Consider the following 23,741-nt stretch of genomic DNA (forward strand, 5'->3'; position numbering starts at 1 on the left):
CTCATTCTATGTGATTCGAATATTGAAAATTGCGACAGGCATTTCAAATCAGCAAACCCTGTACCACTTGCCCAGCCTGGATTTCTGTTCCTGCCGGAATACGGACCAGACAGTTGGCCTGCATCAGATTACTCAACATATGCGACTGTTGTTTTGCCAGGCTCTTGAGCTTTAAAGTGCCCTGATCAAATTCGGCAGCCATTCTTAAAAAGCGTTCACGTGCATCCGCTTTCAAGTCATGCGTCATTACCGCACTAAGCCATGCAGGTGACTGCTTTTGCCCTTGTAAGGCATTCAGTAAAGTTGCCGTATAGATTTGCATCCCGACATACACGGCAGCCGGATTTCCCGGTAGACCCAAGAGATAACAGTAACCTTGATCATCTCGACGATACTTGGCAAATAACATCGGTTTTCCGGGCTTCTGCTTCACTTTCCAGAAAATCTGCTCAAAACCCTGCTCCAGGGCAACAGGGCGAATGAAATCATAATCACCCACCGAAACCCCGCCTGTGGTCAAGATGACATCGTATTGGTGTTTGAGTCGGTTCAGTAATAATTGCAGTTCGGACTCACAATCGGGCACATGCAGAATATCTACGTTTTGACCCTGTGACTGAAACCAGGCCTGAATCAGTGGAGCATTGGCGTCAAAGATTTTTCCGGAATTCAGGTCTTCAATGCTGGAAGCGACTTCATCTCCAGTAATCACAACAGCAATTTTAGGATAACGATAGACTGAAACCTGCTTTACGCCTGCCATGCTCAAAGCTGCAATTGCACCTACATGCAGTTTTTGACCTGCATCTGCCAGACGCTGCCCTTGTGCGATTTCCTCGCCTGCATCACGTATATCCGTATGAGGCTTTAGGTCTGTTGTAATAATGATTTGATTGGCATGGCATTTGACAATTTCCTGACGGGCGACCGTTGTAGTTCCTGCTGGAATCCTGGCACCGGTAAAAATCCGGACCGCCTGACCTGGCCGCAGTTCAATTTCAGTACTTTGCCCTGCCCGAATCTCTCCAATGAGTTCAAAAGTGCTGTGAGCACTAACATTTTCTGGACTACAAAGCGCATAGCCATCTACAGCACTTTGTGAAAACAGCGGCAATGGTATGGCCGAATCAATCGCCTCTGCCAGATAGCGATTCAGAGCCCGAGCAAGCGGCAGGCTTTCAGCTACCAAGATATGCGTCTGCTCAAGTAACATCTGCAGTGCCTGATCAACAGAAATCAGTCCCGGTTCAGCACCGCAGGCTGAATGTGATAGTGCCTGATTCATTGATAGCCCCCCGCATGTGGGATATTTTTTTGCACATCAAACAAGTGCACCAAAGCCGGAAGTACCGCGATCAGAGATTCTTTCGCACCCTGACGACTTCCCGGTAGGGTCATCACCAGACTGTTCTCAATATAGCCAGCCACGCCACGACTTAATGCTGCATAAGGGGTACGTTTTTGCCCAAAACTACGTGAAGCTTCCATCAAGCCTGGAATTTCCCGTTGCAGCAAAGGTTGCAGAGTCTCAACTGTCAGGTCTTTAGGACCTAAGCCAGTACCGCCCACAGTTAGAATCAGCGGATACTGATTTTTCTGCTGTTCAATCAGGGTCAAGAGCTGTTCTGGGCTATCGGGAATAACCTGATAACTAATAGAATCAAAATTGGCTTCTTTTAAAATTTCCATTACGTTTTGTCCGGCAGTGTCCGGCTTTTTGCCTGCTGCAACCGTATCGGACAGCACAATAACCGAAGCGGACAGACTCTCTTTAAGTATGCGGGTAAAATGTGATTTTCCGCCTTTTTTCTGCTGCAACCTGCATTGATCCAGCGACAAATCTTCCGGTTCACAATGCGGCTTCAGCATGTCATACAAGGTCAGACCTGCCAGACTGACCGCTGTCAAAGCTTCCATTTCCACACCAGTTGGTCCAATGGTTTCAACAGTAGCAATAATTTCGACATGTGCATCACACAGTTCATATTCCACATCGGCACGATAAATCGGTAATGGATGGCACAATGGAATCAGCTCATCGGTCCGTTTGGCACCTAGAATGCCGGCAATGCGTGCTGTTTTCAGGGCATCACCTTTTTCAGTATTGCCATTACGTAGCAGCTCAATGCAATGTGGCGGTGCATGCAGGATTCCAGTGGCAATTGCTGTACGGTAACTTTCTGCTTTCATCCCTACATTTTTCATGATTCATCCCAGGCTAATTTTTAAAATCTGTTTTAAAGTGATTCATCTTATGCATCCTCATTGGACGCATTTAATTAGATGGTGATTGGCAAGCGTGTTCTGCTACATGGTGATGGTGACAATGCGCTTCTTCTGCATGATGAGAGTGATCCGTTTCAGGTCCATGATCTTTTCGGATACAACAGCCTTCGACATATTGACTGCTACCATCCGTATAAAATTCTTCTTTCCAGACCGGAACTTCATGCTTCACCCGTTCCACAGCTTCCTCACAGGCCGCAAAAGCCTCACGACGATGGGCGGCATAAGCCATAGCAATAATGGCTATTTCTCCAACCCCCAGCTCACCTATCCGATGTACCACCCGCACATAAGACACCTGATATTTGGTCTGGATCTGCTGTTCAATTTCACGAATCATTTTTTCAGCCACAGGCGCATAGGCAGTATATTTCAGGGCACGCACAGCTTTTCCCTGATGATGGTTACGTACTGTTCCGACAAAGATGCCGATTCCACCACATTCCGGAAAATGCTGGATACCATCAAAATCCTCCAGACTAAAAGCAGTCTGCTGGATTCGGGCAAATTGTTTTAGTGACTTGAGTTGCATCTCAGCCTCCTGCTACCGGCGATAACAGCACCAGCGTACTGTCACGATTTAAAACATTCTGTCTGGAAATAATGTCTTCACCGATTGCACAGGCACAACGTTCCAGCATGGGCTGTATATCGGGATAGAGGGATAGCAACTGGTTCAGGACTTCAGAAACCTGAATTTCAGACTCGCATTGCAAATTTAAATCTGTGGGAATTTGTCGTTCAATCGCACCGAAGGCTTCTATTTTGATATGAATTAATTTTTGCTGAGTGAGTGACATATTTACCCTCCAATGCTGTGCATGCTGATTTTTCGGATCGGCTTTTGTATTGGTGATTGCTGGATCGCATGGAAGCCGGCCTCTTTATGCCAGATATAAGCGTGGAGCTTGTGCTGAAATGTCTGTGTGGCGAAATGATCCAGCGCCAGTTGTTCGATATCTGCCTTAAGGTTCAGGCCTTGTCTGGCAAATAAACAGTTATAAAATTCACCTTGGGCATTGAGGCGCAGACGGTCACAATCACTGCAAAATGAATGGGTAATGGTGGAAATAATCCCCAAAGGCTGCCCATTGACCAAATAGCCACGGGCTGGATTGGCGCCTTGTCCTTGAGATACCTGGACATCAAATTCAGTTTTCAGTTGATCCAGGATATCCTGCTCACTGATGACATCAGACGGATTCCATTTCTGATCGCCATCGAGGGGCATAAACTCAATAAAACGCAGTTCTATAGCCTGATGCTGTGCCCATTTCACCAAAGGAATAATCTGATTGTCATTGATGCCTTTGATGAGCACACTATTGATCTTGACGGTCAAACCTGCCTGCTGTGCGGCAGAAATACCTTGAAGTACAGGCTGTAACTGTTTTTGGGTCAGTTGCTGAAACTGCTTTGGATCAAGACTGTCTAGACTGATATTCAGATCGTCCAGTCCTGCCTGTTTAAGCGCTTGAGCATAATCTTTTAAATAATGGCCATTACTGGTCATGGAAATACGTTTCAGGCCAAAGGCTTTCAATGTCTGCAAGCGAGCAATAAAATGAACAATACCTTGACGCATCAACGGTTCGCCACCCGTCACCCGGATCTGCTCAATCCCGTGTCGCACCATAAACTCGCAAAAAGCATACAGGGCTTCAAAACTGAGCAAATCTTTTTTATTTATCCATTGCGGATGTTCAGGCATGCAATAGCTGCATTTGAAATTACAACGGTCAGTCACCGAGATCCGCAACTTACGTTTCTGGCGTCCAAACTGATCCTGAAAGATACTGCGAGGTGCTAAAGCTGTCATGCTGTTCATTGCTGCGGTCCATGATGAGATCTGCACGGTTATTTAACAGTCTTGATTTACTACCCTATTTCTTCACAATGAATGAGCAATAAGTGTTCCAACTTTGCACAAATTTATGTTTAATGAATATTAATGGGTAATATTTGTTCTTTTTTAGTCCAAAAGTTCGCTCGAAAAATAAAAAAAGCAATATTTTGGTGAACCAGAATATGATAATTCGACTTTTAGCATTTTAAACGCTAGAGAAAGTTAAGCTGTTGATGCTGCTGTAGCTCGTCAAATGAATTAATACTGTGAAAAAACAGGGCACGATTTTTAAAGCTTGCCCGCTGCATGTGCATGTCAGCAAAACAGAGTTTTAAACTGTGCTGATCATTTTCAAGATGTTGTATAAGAGTGGGTAAGCTGCTGCGTTTCATCAGACAGAATGGAAACAATGCCTTTTCATTGATTTCAACTACCGCCACTTCAGATAAAGGATGTCGTTGCAGGGCCTGATGTAAACGTGAAATGACTTTTTTGGGAATATAGGTCACATCACAGGGTACGAACAGCACATAATCAGATTGTACATGTGACCAAGCACTCTTCATGCCCATCAATGGTCCCTGAAAACCGGGTTCATCGTCCTGATAAAAGTCGATCGAAGGAATCATCCGTTTATAAATGGAGTGATCCCGATGACTATTGACCCAAACTTTGCTTGCCCGGGACTTCAACTGCTGATGGATTTTAATGAGCTGGATTTCATCATCAAATTTGTGCAGCAATTTATTGATGCCATTCATGCGCCGCGCTAAACCTCCGGCCAGGATCACCACATCAGTTTCCGGATAAGACACCGTCTTCATCACTCTTCTTTTCATTCTATGTACTCCGTCTGGCAGGCTTTAATCAGGCCTCTAATTTCTGGCAAACATGAACCACAATTTCCTCCGGCTTTTAGACATGCAGTTACCTGTTTTTCATGCGTGATATTTTTATCTTTAATGGTTTGAATAATTCGGTTCTTACCGACCTTAAAACAGCTACAGACTAATGGCCCTTCACTATTTCCCATCGACATGGCCTGACCTGCCAGCAATGCTTTACGATGTAATGCACTCAGACGTTCACGTCTAAACAGGCCTGCCACCCAGTCACGATCTGGCAATAGTGCCGCCGGTGCGATATAAAAACTGGCAATTAACTGGCCATCCTGAAGCACCACACTATGACTGATATGCGCCGTTTGATCTTCGAGATTCAGCCATTCAAAGCTTTCATCATCAAAGGCTAACAGGCTCTTGATCTGCCCGGTGATATCAGAAAAACGGCGCCGGTCTGCCAGTTCATACCGGATGGCCTGAGTGGTTTGAGTTTTGCTCCACCACACCGTATTTTTAATCATGGTCTGGATTTTCTGCTCAAAGCCTTCCCGTACATACAGCACGCCCTGCCACTGGGTATAAAATGGCTGGATCATCACCGGAGTATGCTTAAATTCTGGCTCGCCGGAAATCGGGTCAACCACCGGATTCACCACTTTGCCAATCCGCGCATCGGATGCAAACTGGTCGTTCCAGTGAATCGGTGCAAAAATCTGGCCACGTCGTATATTTTGTGAAAATTGCACACGGAGTACACAACTTCCCCAAGCGGATTTCACCTCGACCAGCTCGGCATCTTTCAGGCCATACTTCAGTGCATCTTGCGGATGCAGCTCGCAATAAGGCTCGGCACGATGCTGGGACAAACTGGCAGATAATCCGGTACGGCTCATGGTGTGCCATTGATCGCGAATGCGTCCAGTATTCAGGATCAGAGGATATTCAGCAGAAATAGCATGTACCGGATCGGCTGCAACTGTTGGCACCAATCTGGCTTTGCCATCTGCATGGCTAAACTGGCCTTGACTAAATAGTTGATCAACCTGATAAACTTCTTGCTTATCCCAGACTGGCCACCGAATCGGTGTTAGATTCTGATATTCCGCAAAACCGAGATGAGTTAAACCTTGCAGGTTGAAATAGCGAAAATTCGGTGTATCTTCACGTTGCGAAAGCGAACTATTCTGATAGGCAGATAAACGGGCATGTTCCAGAAAAATGTCATGACTGTTGTTAAAGTCAAAACCGCGAAAACCTAAGACCTGAGCCACCCGGGAAATGGCCCACCAGTCTGCTTTAGCTTCACCCGGAGCCGGCAAAAAAGCCTTTTGCCGGGAAATACAGCGCTCCGAATTGGTGACTGTGCCATCTTTTTCGCCCCAACCCAGTGCCGGTAACAGTACATCGGCATATTGCGTGGTATCGGTGTTGAGACAAATATCGGAGACCACCACAAATTCACACTTCTCCAGAGCGCGTTTAACCTGATCTGCATCGGGCAAACTCACGATCGGATTGGTGGCCATAATCCAGATGGCTTTGATTTTCCCGCTTTCCACCGCTTGAAATAAATCGACTGCTTTTAATCCGGGCTGCCGCGCGATGACCGGGCTTTGCCAGAAATCCTGCACCAGTTGCTGATGTTGCGGATTATCCAAATCCAGATGACTGGCCAGCATATTGGCCAGCCCACCGACCTCCCGTCCGCCCATCGCATTCGGCTGTCCGGTCATGGAAAAAGGTGCCGAACCGGGTTTGCCTATTTTTCCTGTCAATAAATGACAGTTGATAATGCTATTGGCTTTGTCTACTCCTTGAGAGGATTGGTTTACGCCCATGGAAAACAGGCTCATGATTTTTTCGTTCTGGGCAAATTTCTGAAAAAATAAGGTTAATTTTTCAATAGCAATACCGGTACGTTTTGCCACGCTTTCAAGTGATGACTCTGTCGAGCTACTGGCAAGCGCCTGCTCCAGACCTTGAGTATGGTGTGTAACAAAATCCAGATCGGCATGACCATTTTGCTGAAGATATTGCAACAAGCCATTAAACAGCGCGACATCCTGACCTGGTAAAATCGGCAAGTGTAAGTCTGCCGCTTCACAGGTTGCGGTAAAGCGTGGATCAATCACTACCACGAATAAATCCCGCTCTTCTTTGGCTTTCATAATGCGCTGATAAAGCACCGGATGGCACCAGGCGGTATTGGATCCGACCAGAACCACCATTTCTGTCTGCTCAAAATCTGTATAGCTGGCCGGTACCAGATCTTCGCCAAAAGCCCGTTTATGCGCTGCCACAGCAGATGACATGCACAGTCTTGAATTGGTATCAATATTGGCAGTACCGAGATAGCCCTTTACAAACTTGTTCACCACATAATAGTCTTCAGTCAAAAGCTGGCCGGAGACGTAAAAGGCGATGCTGTCACGTCCATACTGATCAATATATTGCTGAAATTTATTGGCAATACTTGAAATAGCATGATCCCAAGTGCTTATTTGCCGCTGCTCTTTTCGCCCTGTCATCGGATGCAGAAGCCGGGTTTTTAAGCCAAGTGTATCGGCAAGATGACTGCCTTTAATACACAACTTGCCCAAGTTCGCAGGATGCTGAACATCGCCTTCAACCTGAACCTTTTCACCCATAGGGGTTTGGCTTACATGCGCGATGACACCACAGCCTACTCCACAATAAGGACAGGTCGTCTGAGTGGTTTTTATTTGGGATTCAGTAGAGCTATGTAGTTCCATAACCGGAATACTATTCATTGCTGCTGTGCTCCTTAATCATCCAAATTCACGTGTTTCACCAAATCTCTGATATCTAGTTTTTACAGGTTTGATTTAAATATTTTCTATATCTCAAAAGTTTTAATCCTCCCCAACCCTCCTTTAGCAAAGGAGGGAGGTTCCCCTCTTTTTCAAAGAGGGTTTGGAGGAGGTTTATCCGATTACCCTGCCTTTTTTAATGCAAAATCCCGACCAAAAAGCAGTTTGCTGCGGATATTACTAATTGGTGTCTGGTCTGCAATCAGTTCTGCATACCAAGCCCCATCTTCGGTATCGCCAAATAGCACAGCACCAATGACCTTGTCCTGTTGAATGATGATCCGTTTATAAATCTGACGCTTCTCATCATTCAGCACGATATCTTCAAAATCATCCTGAGGTTCAAAATTTCCGGCCGAAAAGACATCACATCCGCTAACCTTGAGTTGGGTCGGAACAGTCGGTGCCTTAAAGGTCAGTCGGCCATGTTCAGCCAGATGCGTCGCACAGATAAAGGCCTGTCCCCATAATGGCTCAACCAGTCCAAAGGTTTGGCCACGATGCTCAATACATTCACCTACCGCATAAATACTCGGGTCATAGGTCTGCATAGTGTCATTCACCAGTACTCCGCGATTGCAGCGTAAGCCAGCCTGTTCAGCCAGGGTTTTATTGGGTCGAATCCCGACAGCAAAGACCACCAAATCGGCATCCAGCATTGTCCCGTCTTTTAGCCGCAGTTGAGTCACGTGACCATCCATACCGAGCAGCTCTTCGGTGTTGGCTTCGGTGATGATCCGGATACCTTTATCTTCAATTGATTTTTTCAGCATTTGACTGGCTTTCATATCCAGCTGACGATCCATAATACGATCCATCAGGTGCAGCACAGTCACATTCATCCCCTGCTGCTTCAGTCCATAAGCTGCTTCTAGACCCAGCAACCCACCTCCAATCACGACGGCGTTTTGCCTGGTTTTGCAGTAATCCAGCATGCGGTTAACATCCTGAATATCCCGGAAGCTAATCACGCCTTCAAGTTCAGCACCCGGAATAGGTGGCATGAAGGGTTTGGAACCAGTGGCGAGAATCAGACGATCATAAGCAACGACTTCGCCTTTTTGGGTGTGGACCTGTTTACGCGAACGGTCGATAGCGATGGCTGCATCCCCAGCAATGAATCGAATGCCTTTTTCAGCATACCAGTCGGCTGAATGCAGCATAATTTCGGCAAAGCTTTTCTCACCAGACAATACCGGTGACAACATGATCCGGTTGTAATTGCCCCATGGCTCTTCCCCAATCACGGTAATGTCATAACGATCTGGCGCCATATCCAGCAAGTCTTCCAGACAACGCATACCCGCCAGTCCATTCCCGATCAGTACCAGTTTTAAGCGCTCTGTGTTTTGACCATTACTGGAAATATAAGTTTTTTGTGGAGTCGGACTCACCAGAACTTTGCCATTTTCAATTCGGGTTGGAAATACCAGTAATTTCTGCTCTTGTTCTTCCAGACAACGACCGGTCACCAGACTGAAATGCTGCTTGTAAATTGGGGATGCGACTACACGCTCACCTTGCAGATCACCCAGAATGCCACGTGCCATGACATTGGCCAGACTAAACGGATCCTGATTGCTGAGTGCATAAACCCGCTGTTCCTGACCCACGCGAAAAATTGCAATCTGCTGATCTTCAATCAGGGCTGCCACACCGGTATTCGGAGTGATCTCATCCAGATTGCAGACTTCGTACCAGTTCAGTTCGTTCATGTCTTTTAAAATTGTCATTTTCATTCTCCCTGACTGTGGTATTTAGGCTTCAACCACTGGAATACGGTTTAAATCACGTTCAGCTTCTGTCTTTGGACGAATCTGGCCACGTACAGGCGCAAACTGAATATGCGGGTCATTCTGCTCGGCTACTTTGGCATTAATAAAAGTCTTAAAGCGTTTGCGCACTTCAGGATCTTCAATCGCAGTGCGCCATTCATCCTGATAAGTGCCAATCACATGCTGCATACGGCTTTCCAGTTCAGCGGCAATGCCGAGCGAATCATGCACAATGACATCTTTCAGATAGTCCAGCCCACCTTCCATATTGTCACGCCACACACTGGTGCGCTGCAGACGGTCTGCTGTCTGGATATAGAACATAAAGAAGCGGTCGATATATTTGATGAGTGTGGGAGTATCCAGATCCGAGGCGAGCAGTTCAGCATGGCGCGGTTTCATGCCGCCATTTCCGCATACATATAGATTCCAGCCTTTTTCCGTGGCAATGACACCGACATCCTTGCTCTGTGCTTCTGCACATTCACGGGTACAGCCGGATACTGCCATTTTGGTTTTATGGGGTGAACGCAGGCCTTTATAACGATTTTCCAGGAAAATCGCCAAGCCGACAGAATCATCGACTCCAAAACGGCACCAGGTACTACCCACACAAGATTTCACCGTACGTAAGGATTTGCCGTAAGCATGTCCGGACTCGAAACCGGCATTGATCAGTTTTTCCCAGATTTCAGGCAGTTGATGTACCTGCGCACCAAACATGTCAATTCGTTGTCCGCCCGTGATTTTGGTATATAGACCATAATCTTTGGCGATCTGACCGATGGTAATCAGACCATCCGGGGTAATCTCGCCGCCTGCCACACGTGGCACAATCGAATAGGAACCATCTTTCTGGATATTGCCGAGGTAGTAGTCGTTACTATCCTGCAAACCGGCATGACTTGGTTTCAGAACAAAATCATTCCAGCAGGATGCCAGAATATTGGCTACAGTCGGTTTACAGATATCACAGCCCATGCCGTGCCCATGTTGCTGAATCAGGTCAGAGAATGTCTTGATCTCATGCACACGAACCAGGTGATACAGTTCCTGACGTGAATAGGCAAAGTGTTCACACAGGTGATTGTTCACCGTGACACCCTGACGCTGTAATTCAGATTTGAGAACCTGCGTTACCAGTGGCGCACAGCCACCGCACGCTGTTGCAGCCTGCGTGCATTTTTTCAATGCACCCAATGAAGTCGCACCGCCATCAATGGCTGAACAGATATCAGCTTTGGAAACGTTATTACAGGAACAGATGGTCGCACTGTCAGGCAATAAATCGATGCCACTGCCACCTGATTTGGAGGTTGACTGATCAAAGCCCGGCATGATCAGGCTTTCCGGTTGCTCCGGTACAGCCAGACCATTTAGCATCATTTGCAGGAGATCACTATATTCTTTGGCACAGCCCACCAGCACCGCGCCCAGCAGCTTGGTCTTGTCTGCTGACACCACGATTTTTTTATAAACCTGCGCCGCTTCATCAGCATAGAAATAGCTCAAGGCCCCTGGGGACATAGCATGTGCATCACCAATAGAGGCAACATCCACCCCCATCAGTTTGAGTTTGGTGCTCATGTCTGCACCAGCGAATGCATGACTTTCTTGGCCTAGGACATGTTTTGCCGCGATCCGCGCCATGTCATAGCCTGGTGCAACCAGACCATAAATTTTATTGTCCCAAAGTGCACATTCACCAATGGCATAAATGTCCGGATGTGAGGTCTGGCAATAATCATTAATGATGATGCCGCCACGCTCACCAATCAGTAAACCACTTTGGCGCGCCAGTTCATCACGCGGACGAATGCCGGCCGAGAACAGGATGATATCGGTTTCAAGCACCGAACCGTCTCCGAACTTCATTACATGCTGAGTGCTGTCACCATCTTCAATACTTGACGTGGCCTTTTGAGTATGTACCTTGACACCAAGGTCTTCAATTTTAGAGCGCAGTACCCGGCCGCCCAGATCATCAATCTGCACCGCCATCAGACGCGGAGCAAATTCTACGACATGAGTTTCCAGATTCAGATCTCGCAGGGCTTTCGCTGCTTCCAGCCCTAGCAAGCCGCCGCCAATCACTACGCCAGTTTTGGCATTCAGACTGGCTGCACGAATGGCATCCAGATCTTCAATGGTACGATAAACAAAGCAATTCTGACGGTCATTGCCCGGGATTGGTGGCACAAAGGCATAAGAACCGGTAGCGAGAATCAACTTGTCAAAACTCAGCACATCACCCTGGCTGGTGGTGACGGTTTTATGGAGCTGATCAATTTCAACCGCTTTAGTATTAAGTCGCAAATCAATGCCATAAGCATCGGCAAAATCACTACGACACAGACTCAGATCCTTGACCGACTTGCCGCTGAAATATTCGGTCAAATGTACCCGGTCATAAGCTAAATGTGGCTCTTCTGCCAAAATGGTCAGCTCAATGTCATCACCGGCCTGTTCCAGTACAGATTCGATGAATTTATGCCCCACCATGCCATGCCCAATCATGAGAATTTTCATATCTGCACTCCAACTATTGTTTTTTTAAAGATGATAAAAAGCCGCATATCACGTCTAGGCATTGATATGTCTGCTGATTGAATATGTTGTAAATACCGCAACCCAGCGCTTTGTAATGCTGGAGGAAGGGTTGAAACGCTTGTGCGTTTTGTATTGCTGAACAACTGACCATGTCATTTATCCTGTGCTGAACGAAATACCAATCACACTCCTTGAAAGTGCAATTACGATCAGAACGGACATCGTTGGCCGTTGTTAGTATTGAAAGTCATCTTTGACGATTTAATAAATGCAGAAATCGTGCCAACTTTTCCAATAAGAAAACGCCTTATTTCAGGCAGATGATGTACCTAAATGCTTCATTTTGATGAGCTATCAGCTGGAATCCCTAAAGCTGTGCACTAAATTGAACAGAAAAATAGAATTTTATGCACCAATTTAATGGCATGTTTTTTGCTTTATTCCTGCTTGAATATTCCTTAGGCCTTACTTGAAAATATTCCATGTCCAAATTACGAATTGCTCTTATTGATGATGATCTGGAGCGCGCCCAATTCATCCAAGAATCCTTACTTTCACATGATTTTCAGGTGGTGGCCTGTTTAATCCTGAATGACCTGAATATGGTACATGTTAAGGGTATTCATGCAGATGTGATCCTGCTGAATATGGATCATCCGCATCGGGATATTATTGAAAGCTGTGTCAGCCAATATGAACTTCCGACCGTGCTGTTTACCCAGAACTCCAACAAAGACACCATCAAAAGTGCGATTGATGCCGGAATCACGGCCTATATTGTCGATGGTATTGATCCCACCAAATTAGAAAGCATTCTGGAAATTTCAATTGAACAGTTTCGCAAGCATAAAAAGCTGCTGAATGATTTAAAAGAAACCCAGGACAAGCTGATTGACCGTAAAGATATCGATAAAGCCAAAGCCCTGCTCATCCAGCTACATGCCTTAACGGAAGAACAAGCTTTTGCTTTATTGCGTAAAAATGCCATGAGTCACCGGATTACCATTGGTGAAATGGCCAGACGCTTACTGGATGCACAGAAGCTGTTACTGGGCCAATAAGGAAAAGCATATGTCCACATTAGAAAAAACTGAACTCAATATTGGCTATATTCCTTTACTTGATTGTGTTGCCATTCTCTGGGCCGAAAAACAGGGTTATTTTGCCGAGCAAGGATTAACCATCAATTTAATCCGTGAAGCCTCCTGGTCAAGTCTGCGTGACCGTCTGGCCTATGGCTTTCTGGATGCTGCACATTGTCTGTCCGCCATGTTGCCCGCTGCTGCCTTGGGCACAGACCAGTTACAGGTGGCTTTGCAAACCCCTCTAGTACTGAGCGTGAATCAGGCTTTTATTAGCCTACGGCAAGATCTGTGTTATGAACTCGGCATCCAGCCAGGGGATGATGAAGAAAGTACCTCAAAAAAACTTGTACAGGCTTTACAACAGAATCATCCCATCAATCTGGCCTATGTGTATAAATATTCGATTCACCATTACTGTTTAAAAGAATGGCTGGCGCTGACTGATCCACAACTGGCCAAGAATATCCAGCTGATGACGTCTCCACCGCCTTCCATGGTAAAAGGAATCGCAGAACAGGTATTTGATGGTTTTTGCGTGGGAGAACCCTGGAATATTCAGGCCAAACTTGAAGGCTATAGCTTTATCGTCGCCGCCAGCCAGAATGTGATTCCAAAAGTTGCCGATAAAGTCTTGGCCATGACCCAGGAATGGGCAGAACAGCATCCATTTACCGTAGAGGCAGTGGTCAAGGCAGTACAAAAAGCGCAGAATGATTTAAAGCAGCGCAATGATTTATCAGACGTGTGGAACATGCTGGTGGATTATCAGATTATTCAGTTTGAATGTTCCGCCCAGCGGCATGTCTATGACTTTTACAAGATCAAGAATATTATCCGGAATTTTGTTGGGGAAATCGCCCAACCGAAAGTCGATGATTTTATCTGGCTCCTGCAGCAGATGCAGAAATGGGAAAATCTTGATCTGTCAGTGGATGATCAGCTACAGATTGCACAATCCTGTATTTATCAACAAGAATCTAGCACTGTTTAATACTTTGTATATTCCCATAAAAAAGACCCGGGGAAATTCCGGGTCTTTTTTATTTAATGTTTTATTTAGCTTAATGCCCGCTGTAAATCCAGTTGCATGAATTTCTGCAAGGACAATTTTCCAGCAATAATCTGATTGATGAATTGTGACATTTCATCATATAGCGCCTCATAGAGCTGTGGCTCCAATGCCATATGTCTCAACTGAATCTGCAAATGCATCAAAAGTTCCTGCTGCCCGCATTCACCCTGCTCGAGAGCATAGACATAACCGAGCACCGCTCCTTTTAATATAACATCATAAGCTAAGCTATATTTAAGCAAGGTGGCCAATGACCCCATAACACGCTCATTATACTCAAGTTTTCTTAGGGGTTCACGACCTACACGCGCGCATGGATCCTGATAAGCATTGGCACAGGATTCACTAAAGCTTTGAGCCAGACGTTCCAGGTCTGAGGCATGTTTTGGAATCTGGTAGCAGAGACCATGCTTCACCTGAGCTAAGGCTTGGTGCATAAATTTTCTGACTGTATGATCAGACATGGCAACACCAATAGTCTGATGTCCACGCAGACTGGCATACCACGCCATCATCGCATGCACGCCATTCCATAAGCGGTTTTTAATCAGCTGGATATTGGCAATATCATCCACCAGAATCATCTGCCGCATTTTCGCCAGTAACGGACTGTTATTTTCTACATAAATCGGCATATCTGTTTCAGCATTAAACAGAATCAGATCCATAGACTGCAGAATATGACTCGGCTGGAAATTACGGCGCAGGTCTTCAATATATAGCCCAGCCTGATGTTCCTGTTCTGCATTCAGTGCCGTAGCATCATCCAGATCAACTACGGACAGATCCTCATCCAGTTGATATTGCTTGAACATGTTGTATTTGATACGCAGCTGACGGTACAGTTTCTGGTCCGACAGCTTGGACACCATACGGTTGACCACGGTGTCACAGAAATAATGTTGATCCATAATTTTCTGGGCTGTCTGTCCATCAGTAATCATTCGCAGACTATTCAGAATCTGCTGCATTACCCGTTGTTTAGCGCCGATTTTATTCAGGATAATTAAAACTGTCAGTGGCTGATCCTGCTGCTCATAAGCCAGATAACGTGCGTATAAGCCCTGTGCAATGACCTCTGCTTCAGAAACCAGCGCTTCCTCAGGTACGCAGACTGCTACAAGACTGGATTCAATATACATGTTCTGCATTTGTTCCAGATCATGCGCATCAATCACGCTCATATTTTCAATACGCTGGTCAAAAGAATTCTGGCCATAGCGAATACAGTAAGTGCCAAAAGCATTGACGCTAGATTGATACAGCGGATTACGTGTCGAAGCAATAATTTTGCGCGGACGAGTGTATCCATCCCAGTGTGATAATACCTGAGCCAGATAACCGCCCCCAATTGCACCAAAACCGTGAATCCCGACAGTCAGCTGATTGAGTGTTTGCGGAAAAGCAGTATTCAGTTCCGGCATGTCCAGAACCGGAACAAACTGGTTCAGTTCCATTAAAAAATCTTCGACCGTTTCATAATAATACTGGGCTTGTGCCAGCATGGACTCGTTCGGTATTTTGATATCCTTGAAAAGTACCGTCATACCACCTGCATCATAGGCAGAACGCAAACCGTTTTCAGAATCTTCAAACATCAGGCACTGGGCCGGGCTTAAATTGATTTTTTCGGCTGCACTGATAAAAATTTCCGGATGAGGTTTCCCCTGTTTAATCTCATCGCCACACACCAGCACATCAAAAAACTTATAGACATTGGCATTGATCAGATATTCTTCTGCGATTGCACGGCGACTTGAAGTCGCCACCCCCATTTTCAGGCCTGCCTTGCGTAAGCGTTCCAATACCTGCAATAAACCCTTTTTAATGGGAACACCGTGATGACGTACATGTTCCAGTTCCAGCACATCGGCACGCTGGCGAATCTCAGCATAGGGCACATCCTGTCCATAACGCTCTTTGGCTAGCTGCTCTGCACTACGGGCACTGAGGCCCAAACACTGCATTAAATAACTTTCAGAAAATTCGACACCAATCAGCTCACGTGAAGCTTGCTGCAAGGTTTGAAAGCGCAAGCGTTCCGTATCGAACATGGTTCCATCCATATCGAAAATTGCGCCATGTACGATTTGATTTTTAAACTCTAACATTGCTCCCCTTTTTATAATTCAATGAGTTAAGAAGTGAGCAATACCTTAAAGAAAAGCTGGGTCGAATTAAACCGATGTAAAGATATGAAATAGTTTGGATCAAAAAATAACCAATAAAGACTAAAATTCCATGTTTTATGTTTCTACATGTAATCAGAATGTTAACTTAAGTAAGTTGCCATCCTTACCTTTCATTTTAAATTTTCTTTTTAAATATAAGATTATTTTAACATTTTGGCTGTTTCCCCTCATCATGGCATCCATTTTGCTTAGTCAGTATTACGTTTTATAAAATTTGTAATATTGAGGGGCAACACTATGAGTTACGTTGCACGTGAACTCAGTCAAAGAAATAAACTACTGTTTGGCTTGGGGTCTTTTTTAATACCAATTCTAATTTGGTGTGCAGTCAGCTACTTGCCATTTATCTGGCATCCACAAGTCCAGATTACTGATTCAGGTAGTGTTGCCTATTTACAGGTAGAGAGTCGTATTGATAAAGACCAGTTTTTTTCTGCTGCGCAGTCTGCGGTAGATCAGGGTCTTACCCCACCGCAAGGTATTCTGGTCAACCCGATTTATCTGCCTGCACCGCATGAAGTTGCGATTGCACTGATCACAGCTTTTACCACGGAGCCGGCTCAGGCCAATGCGCCCTGGTTTCATGAAAGCCTGTGGCACAGTATCAAGCTGGTCTTTACCGCGTTCTTTATTTCTTCCTTGGTTGGTATTCCACTCGGTATTTTATGTGGGTTTTCAAATAAATTTGCCCAGCTGACCGAACCCTTTGTTGAGTTCTTCCGTTACTTGCCTGCTCCGGCCTTTGGTGCACTGGCAGTGGCAATTCTCGGAATTAATGATGCACCCAAAATTGCCATTATTGTGATAGGAACCCTGTTCCAGCAAATCCTGATCATTGCCAATACTACTCGTCTGGTTGATCGCAGCCTGATTGAAGCCGGTTTTACTTTGGGTACAACGAAACTGAAAAGTCTGTTTCATGTGGTGATTCCAGCAGCCATGCCAGAAATTTATCGTAATCTGCGCGTACTGCTAGGTTGGGCATGGACTTATTTAATCGTAGCAGAATTGATCGGCAGTACCTCCGGGATTACCTGGTTCATTACCCAGCAAGCCCGCTATCAGAACTTCGACAATGTCTTTGCCGCGATCCTGATCATTGGGGTGATTGGTCTGCTGTGTGATGTGATTTTAATGAAACTGGGACAACGCTTATTTAAATGGAAACCGGGAGCCAACTGATGCAAAACACTGAATTTAATACCCGCGAATACTTTGACAAGATTTATAGCCGTCCGGTGATTCTGGAAGCGAAGCAACTGACACAAAAATTCAGTCATGGCAAAACTGAACGTACGGTTTTAAATGCACTCAATTTGAAAATTCATAAGCGTGAATTTATCTGTGTGATCGGGCCTTCCGGTTGCGGCAAGTCTACGTTTAGCCGTGTAGTCGCCGGTCTGGATCCTTATAGCAGTGGTGAGATTCTGGTCGACAGCCAACCCATCACCGGCCCTAGTCCGGAGCGTGGCATGGTGTTTCAGGGCTATACCCTGTTTCCATGGAAAACTGTTAAAGAAAATGTCATGTTTGGTCCACGTATGAAAGGTCAAAGCAGTGCAGCGGCTGAAGCCCAAGCCCGTGAATGGATCAATATTATTGGTCTGGAAAAATATGAAAACCAGTATCCGCATGAACTGTCAGGCGGGATGAAGCAGCGGGTCGCGATTGCCCGCGCATTGGTCAATGAACCGAAAATCCTGTTGATGGATGAACCTTTTGGGGCACTCGATCCGCATACACGGCAAAAAATGCAGCGTCACCTGATGGATCTTTGGCAAAACATCGATATCACCATTATTTTTGTCACCCACGATATGGATGAAGCCATTTTACTGGCCGACCGGATTGTTGCACTGAAAGCCAATCCGGGGGAAATCAAGGAAATTATTGAAGTAGACCTCCCTCGTCCACGCCTTCCTGACGTCATGTTAACCCCGGAATTTAAACAGCTACGCCAGCATGTGAATCAGTTGGTGCATGCTGAAGAAGATGAGCTTGATCCAGCACTGGCAGAACTTCCGGTCATTCCGCGCATGACCAAGGTCAGCAGCAATAAATAATCTTATTCAAAATGCCTTTGGGACGACCCGAAGGTTTTAATCGCTGTGTTGGACGACCAACATTAGAGGTGATTGTCATGCAAGCGCAATATGTACTCCCACTGGTTGATATTTCAAAATTGCAAAGTCCGGATTTAGCCGATCGTATTGAAGTTGCTCATGCTCTGGATCATGCCTGTAAAGAAGTCGGATTTCTTTATCTGCAAGGCGACCAGTTTAATTTTGATTACGCCAAAGCCCTGATTGAAATGGCCCAGTCCTATTTTTCTCAGGATCTGGACACCAAAATGCAGCACTATATTGGCAAATCAAAAAACCATAGTGGCTATGTGCCGATTGGCGAAGAACAGTTTGCAGGCAACAGTTATGACTTAAAAGAAGCCTATGATGTCAATTATGACTATCAGGGACCTGAAACTGATTGTCCTTTGCTAGGCCCAACGTTATGGCCAGAAGATCCAAACTTTCAGGCAGTCGTCAGCCAGTATTATGGCCACTTGCGCGGGATCAGCCAGCAGATTTTTGCTGCCTTTGCACTGGTATTGGGCGTTCGTGAGGATTTTTTTGAAAGCAAAATTAATGATGCACCAAGTCAGCTACGCTTGATTCATTATCCCTATAATCCGGAGGTGAAAGATGCCGAAGGTATTGGCGCACATACCGATTACGAATGCTTTACCCTGCTGTTACCAACCGCGCCTGGCTTACAGGTTTTGAATAAAGCCGGCGAATGGATCGACATTCCCCTGATCGAAAATACTCTGGTGATGAATATTGGCGACATGATGGAAATTCTATCCAATAGTAAATATCTTGCGACCAGGCATCGGGTGAAAAAGGTCTCGGAAGAACGTTATTCATTTCCATTATTTTGTGCTTGTAATTATGACACCGTGATCGAACCAGTCATTCAAACTGAAGATCGCAAATATTCTGCCCTGATAGGCGGAGAGCACCTGTTTAACCAGACCGCACAGACCTTTCAATATTTAAAACAGCGCGTTGCTAGCGGAGAACTGATACTTAAAAATGCTGTACCACTTTCCTCTTTTGGACTTGAGGAACAGGCGGAGACAGCATCATGAATCTGTTTGAAGTGATTAAAAGCTTAAAACCTGTAATTTCTCAGCCAGAGATTATTCCAGACTTTTTATACGGTGCTTTCCGGCGTAAAAGTATCAGTTTTTATAATGGCCTGACTGATGAAAACACCATTGTGTACTGGTTTCAGTCGCGCAGTTTTACCATTGATCTTCGTCTAAAAAGCCAGACGGGAACTGCTGTTCAGGAACGCCAAGGCTGGATTGGCAATACACTTTGGGATAGCGCCTGCCAACTCTTGTCCTGGGAAGTGAAAGACTACGCCAATTACCAGAATCATGTGCAGTGGCCGGAACCTGCTAGGTTGCATGCAATTGGCAACTGCATTCTGGAATTTTCTCCAAGCAATGTCTATGTCGAAGACTGGCGCCAGCAGGTACAACACGGTTTATTTTTAGGGCTGCGACTGCAATCTGCGATTGATGTTCAATCTGGTCAGACACTGGAAATGGATGGTGGTCTGATTATTTGTGCTGATCATATTGCTTATGCCCTAACGCGTTTGCCGAAAGTGCAAAGTGCAGTAGCTCAAATGGATTTGAAAGCTGTCGATCCGACCGTGTTTGCCTTGGTGGAAAGTTTTGAGGTTTCTATCGGGACTGATGGTCAAGCTAAAACTTACAGCACCCGCAGCAGTGAGACAGGCAAAACCTTTAATCTGGAAAATTTTGAAGTTCTCAATGAAAGCAGTCTGGTTCAGCATGTAATTTTAGATGGTCGGGACATAGACCTGATATTTGAGCTGGATATGTACCAACCAGATTATGCATTTCAGTACAAAACACCAACGCCTACTGAAGCTGAAAGCTGGCTGAAGTTAGAACAGGATCACCTGATGCAGCATGCAGAACGGATGTTATAGGGAGAAATATGTCTTTTTTATATCTTTCGATTGCCATCATTGCAGAAGTCATCGCGACTTCTGCACTTAAAGCCTCCAATGGTTTTAGCGTGCTCTGGCCTTCGCTTGCCACCATTGCCGGTTATGCCGTTGCCCTATTTTTCCTGTCATTAACCATGAAAACCATCCCGATGGGCATTGCCTATGCAATCTGGTCAGGGGCCGGTATTATCCTGATTTCAACGGTTGGCCTGCTGGTATTTAAACAGCAACTGGATCTTCCCGCGCTGATCGGTCTGGCGTTTATGATCATTGGCATTATTTTTATCAATGTCTTTTCCAAAAGTACGCAGCTTTAATTTTTAAATATTCATCTGATAGTAAAAAATCCCCAGACCGGGGATTTTTTATGCACGAAATCAGGCTTTATTGCAGCTCTTGCACCAGAGTCGGAACAATCACACCATCCACGTTCATTTCAGTCGTATAAATGCCGTTTGCCACATTGAACTTGTTCACATGATAGCTGGAGCCATAGATCGAGTCGAAACCTTCACTTTTGGTAAAGACTTTTTTGTTTGCGGCCAGATCCAGCAAATGCGTGCCATCAATAAACTGCATGTAGGTTTTCGCATCGACACCGACACGTTTCGACATGATCTGTGCAGCATCTTCACGTGTAGCCGGGTCATTGATGTATTTGACGGTTTTATCCCAGACCTGAATCACCTTTTTCCATTGCTCTTTATTGGCTTCCAGATGGGCTGGATTAACGGTCAAGGTATCGTAGATTAATCCCGGCTTGTCTTTAGAGGTGAAAATAATCTTGGAACCGGCCACCGCGGATAAAGCCTGATTTGCCACTGGCTGCCATACCGCAATCGCATCAATATCGGGAGTGGCAAAAACCTGTGGCAATTCATTGGTCATGGTATTAACCAGTTTAACTTCATTCAGTTTAACCTTGGCATCATCCAGTGCAGTGGACAGCAATAAGTGATCGACCAGGCCTTTTTCAGTCGCAACTGTTTTACCGCGCAGATCCTGAATCGAATTAATGCCATTCTTGGCAATAATTACGTCATTTCCAGCTGAATAATCGGTCGCCATGATCATCACGCCCTTGGTCCCGCCAGAGCCAGTGACCAGATTATCACCATTAGTGACCAGTACGGCGTCCAGCTGATTCGCTGCGAATGCAGAGAGTGAAGCAGAATAGTCAAACCATTTAAAATCGGCATTAACTCCGGCATCTTCCAGCCAGCCTTTTTCAATCGCCACCTGCCAGGCCACAAATCCGGGCCAGTCACTATAACCAATACGGATGGGCTGGGTATTCACACTCCCTACTGCCTTGGCATTTGGCTCAGGTACTTTAGCAGTATTATCACAACCACTTAAAAGGATTGCAGACAGTACGGAAACGGACATCAGTGCTTTTTTGATCATTTTGCGACTTCCCCTATGCATTCACATTTAAATTTGGTATTTGAAAGTTGTTTAGATTTCATAAATTCGCGCCAGCCACCGAAATGACTGATATCTGTTGCATCTTCAAGTGCATAGCCTTCACAGATAAAGCCTTTGACCCAAGTACCACCTATCAGCTGGACATTGCCGATCCCCAAAGGTGCCGGCACTTCTGCAACAATGTCCCCGAACAGTGCACGCGGAATGTCCCAGACTTCGACTTCAATTGAACAACCTTTCGCGTTGTATTGCAGGCCAGGTTTTGGCGGTGTGGTATCTTTTAAAGCATAGAGTTTGTAATGCGAAGCAGTCCGGGTCTGTTTGATCAGGGTGCCACCACGTGTGGTCAGCTGGAAATTCAGTGGCATTCCGGTTAGATGTGCTCCGACGACAGCCAGTTTGACGCTGTGACCTGATGAGATTCCAGTTGTTTTTTCATATAGGCGTTCAGATGTGCCTAACTTTAACTGGCTCGCCTGCTGCCATTTTTGCCCGAATTTGGCCAGTGCTTCATCCATCCAGGCTGACGCAATAAAGGTCACGCCCGTTGGCAAACCATCAGCACGAATGCTATTGGGTAGCGCCAAAGCCGCTAGATCGGCAAAATTGACAAAATTGGTATAAGCGCCCATGTGGCTGTTTTTGACCAGAGGATCCGCTTCTACATCTGCAATGCGATAAATGGTGGGTGCAGTAGGCACCATCAAGGCATCATAATCTGCCAGTGTAGTTTGAATAACACGGCTCAGGCGGGCGCGTTCATATTCATCCTGCATGACATCGACCGCACTGAACCGGTCTGCCTGTGCAATAATCTGGCCAATGACCGGATGGGTCTGCTCGCGTTGCACCATTTTTTTCACGGCACTGGTACGTTCAGCTACCCAAGAGCGGTTATACAAGGCCGCTGCCAGTTGTTGAAATGGAGCAAAATCAATCGGCTCAACCGTATAACCCAAGCTTTGTACACGTGCGATCGCCAGCTGGAATGCTTTTTCAGTTTCAGCATCGCCATAAAATTCCAGTGTATCCGGAATGGCAATTTTCCCTTTTGAAAATTGGCTCGGTACATTCTGAGGATGCATTCTGGAATACTCATCGCTGGCATCATAGCCCTGCATGACTTGCGCCACCTGCCAGGCATTATCCACCGTTAATGCAAAAATCGAAATCACATCGATGGTGCGACAAGCCGGAATCAGGCCAGTAGTCGAGAACCAGCCTTTGGTCGGTTTGAGTCCGACAATATTATTGTGCCCTGCTGGTACACGTCCTGAACCTGCAGTATCTGTACCCAGACTGAATGGCACTTGTCCATTGGCTACAGCAACACTTGAACCGGAACTTGAACCGCCACTGATGTATTCAGGATTAAAGCTGTTCTTAACCGCACCGTATGGAGAACGCACACCGACCAGACCCGTTGCAAACTGGTCCAGATTGGTTTTACCCACGACAATCGCGCCGGCAGCTTTTAATTTGGCTACTGCTGTTGCATCGGCAGTCGCCAGATAAGCTGCTTCTTTACAAGCCGCTGTGGTATAGAACCCCGCAACATCAATATTGTCCTTGACCGCAAATGGCACCCCATAAAGTGGCAAGCTTGCGCTATCTGCACCAGTCAATGCATCAATTTGTGCCTGTAATTGTGCTGCTGTCGCAATTGAAATCCAGGCATGATCGTCATTATTCAACCCGGCAACATACTCAATCAGGTCACTAAGCTGGATATTGTTATTCTGGTAGGCGTGTTGCCAGTCCTGTACAGTCCATAAGTTGTGCACAGC

The 23,741-nt window shown here is 45.8% G+C and carries 19 protein-coding genes; 7 read left to right on the top strand and 12 right to left on the bottom strand.

The annotated features are described in order from the left end of the window. Positions 1–43 precede the first annotated feature (43 nt). From I6L24_RS11605 to nirB, 9 genes are all read right to left on the bottom strand, one after another. On the bottom strand, positions 44–1,285 hold the full coding sequence (locus I6L24_RS11605) for a molybdopterin molybdotransferase MoeA (protein ID WP_216986046.1): 1,242 nt from the start codon (positions 1,283–1,285) through the stop codon (positions 44–46). Then, the gene (gene moaCB, locus I6L24_RS11610) at positions 1,282–2,205 is read right to left on the bottom strand and encodes a bifunctional molybdenum cofactor biosynthesis protein MoaC/MoaB (RefSeq protein ID WP_216986047.1); all 924 of its coding nucleotides are present in this window, start codon (positions 2,203–2,205) and stop codon (positions 1,282–1,284) included. Before moaCB ends, I6L24_RS11605 begins: the two co-directional genes overlap by 4 nt. Positions 2,206–2,275: 70 nt before the next feature. Further along, a complete protein-coding gene (locus I6L24_RS11615; RefSeq protein WP_005266362.1) occupies positions 2,276–2,818 on the bottom strand; it encodes a molybdenum cofactor biosynthesis protein MoaE in 543 nt (180 codons plus the stop codon). A gap of 1 nt (position 2,819) precedes the next feature. Next, positions 2,820–3,086, bottom strand: coding sequence for a MoaD/ThiS family protein (locus I6L24_RS11620; RefSeq protein ID WP_005266361.1), 267 nt, complete (start codon positions 3,084–3,086; stop codon positions 2,820–2,822). A 2-nt stretch (positions 3,087–3,088) separates the two neighbouring features. Next, entirely contained in the window at positions 3,089–4,114 is a 1,026-nt protein-coding gene (gene moaA, locus I6L24_RS11625; RefSeq protein ID WP_005266360.1) for a GTP 3',8-cyclase MoaA, read from the bottom strand. 230 nt (positions 4,115–4,344) lie between these two features. Beyond that, positions 4,345–4,971 carry a molybdenum cofactor guanylyltransferase gene (gene mobA, locus I6L24_RS11630; RefSeq protein WP_005266359.1) on the bottom strand — a complete coding sequence of 209 codons (627 nt, stop codon included), beginning with the start codon at positions 4,969–4,971 and terminating at the stop codon, positions 4,345–4,347. Beyond that, complete coding sequence (locus I6L24_RS11635) at positions 4,968–7,745, bottom strand: nitrate reductase (protein ID WP_168730779.1); 2,778 nt, start codon at positions 7,743–7,745, stop codon at positions 4,968–4,970. The genes mobA and I6L24_RS11635 overlap by 4 nt, the downstream gene beginning before the upstream one ends. A gap of 182 nt (positions 7,746–7,927) precedes the next feature. After that, the gene (gene nirD, locus I6L24_RS11640) at positions 7,928–9,538 is read right to left on the bottom strand and encodes a nitrite reductase small subunit NirD (protein ID WP_004647001.1); all 1,611 of its coding nucleotides are present in this window, start codon (positions 9,536–9,538) and stop codon (positions 7,928–7,930) included. 24 nt (positions 9,539–9,562) lie between these two features. Continuing rightward, positions 9,563–12,109 carry a nitrite reductase large subunit NirB gene (gene nirB, locus I6L24_RS11645; RefSeq protein WP_016806747.1) on the bottom strand — a complete coding sequence of 849 codons (2,547 nt, stop codon included), beginning with the start codon at positions 12,107–12,109 and terminating at the stop codon, positions 9,563–9,565. A 503-nt stretch (positions 12,110–12,612) separates the two neighbouring features. On the opposite strand from nirB, the gene I6L24_RS11650 reads away from it, so the two are divergent. Both I6L24_RS11650 and I6L24_RS11655 read left to right on the top strand, forming a co-directional pair. Next, on the top strand, positions 12,613–13,191 hold the full coding sequence (locus tag I6L24_RS11650) for an ANTAR domain-containing response regulator (protein ID WP_004280362.1): 579 nt from the start codon (positions 12,613–12,615) through the stop codon (positions 13,189–13,191). Between the two features lie 10 nt (positions 13,192–13,201). Continuing rightward, positions 13,202–14,206 carry a CmpA/NrtA family ABC transporter substrate-binding protein gene (locus I6L24_RS11655; protein WP_004647005.1) on the top strand — a complete coding sequence of 335 codons (1,005 nt, stop codon included), beginning with the start codon at positions 13,202–13,204 and terminating at the stop codon, positions 14,204–14,206. A gap of 65 nt (positions 14,207–14,271) precedes the next feature. Here the strand turns inward: I6L24_RS11655 and mtlD are convergent, their stop codons facing one another. Beyond that, positions 14,272–16,398 (bottom strand): bifunctional mannitol-1-phosphate dehydrogenase/phosphatase, encoded by a 2,127-nt coding sequence (gene mtlD / locus I6L24_RS11660; protein ID WP_191112895.1) that lies wholly within the window; start codon positions 16,396–16,398, stop codon positions 14,272–14,274. 318 nt (positions 16,399–16,716) lie between these two features. On the opposite strand from mtlD, the gene I6L24_RS11665 reads away from it, so the two are divergent. The 5 genes from I6L24_RS11665 to I6L24_RS11685 all read left to right on the top strand — a co-directional run bounded on the left by I6L24_RS11665 (position 16,717) and on the right by I6L24_RS11685 (position 20,843). After that, complete coding sequence (locus tag I6L24_RS11665; RefSeq protein ID WP_191112896.1) at positions 16,717–17,661, top strand: ABC transporter permease; 945 nt, start codon at positions 16,717–16,719, stop codon at positions 17,659–17,661. Further along, positions 17,661–18,542, top strand: coding sequence for an ABC transporter ATP-binding protein (locus tag I6L24_RS11670; protein ID WP_191112897.1), 882 nt, complete (start codon positions 17,661–17,663; stop codon positions 18,540–18,542). Before I6L24_RS11665 ends, I6L24_RS11670 begins: the two co-directional genes overlap by 1 nt. A 77-nt stretch (positions 18,543–18,619) precedes the next feature. Then, a complete protein-coding gene (locus tag I6L24_RS11675) occupies positions 18,620–19,627 on the top strand; it encodes an isopenicillin N synthase family dioxygenase (RefSeq protein ID WP_191112898.1) in 1,008 nt (335 codons plus the stop codon). Beyond that, on the top strand, positions 19,624–20,505 hold the full coding sequence (locus I6L24_RS11680; RefSeq protein WP_191112899.1) for a hypothetical protein: 882 nt from the start codon (positions 19,624–19,626) through the stop codon (positions 20,503–20,505). Before I6L24_RS11675 ends, I6L24_RS11680 begins: the two co-directional genes overlap by 4 nt. Before the next feature lie 8 nt (positions 20,506–20,513). Beyond that, the gene (locus I6L24_RS11685) at positions 20,514–20,843 is read left to right on the top strand and encodes a DMT family transporter (RefSeq protein WP_004280373.1); all 330 of its coding nucleotides are present in this window, start codon (positions 20,514–20,516) and stop codon (positions 20,841–20,843) included. A 67-nt stretch (positions 20,844–20,910) separates the two neighbouring features. Here I6L24_RS11685 and I6L24_RS11690 read toward each other — a convergent pair whose 3' ends face one another. Further along, positions 20,911–21,933 (bottom strand): ABC transporter substrate-binding protein, encoded by a 1,023-nt coding sequence (locus tag I6L24_RS11690; RefSeq protein WP_191112900.1) that lies wholly within the window; start codon positions 21,931–21,933, stop codon positions 20,911–20,913. Then, positions 21,930–23,738 (bottom strand): allophanate hydrolase, encoded by a 1,809-nt coding sequence (gene atzF / locus I6L24_RS11695; RefSeq protein WP_191112901.1) that lies wholly within the window; start codon positions 23,736–23,738, stop codon positions 21,930–21,932. Before atzF ends, I6L24_RS11690 begins: the two co-directional genes overlap by 4 nt. Between the last annotated feature and the right edge of the window lie 3 nt (positions 23,739–23,741).

The organism is Acinetobacter lwoffii (assembly GCF_019048525.1).
Lineage (GTDB): Bacteria > Pseudomonadota > Gammaproteobacteria > Pseudomonadales > Moraxellaceae > Acinetobacter > Acinetobacter lwoffii_K.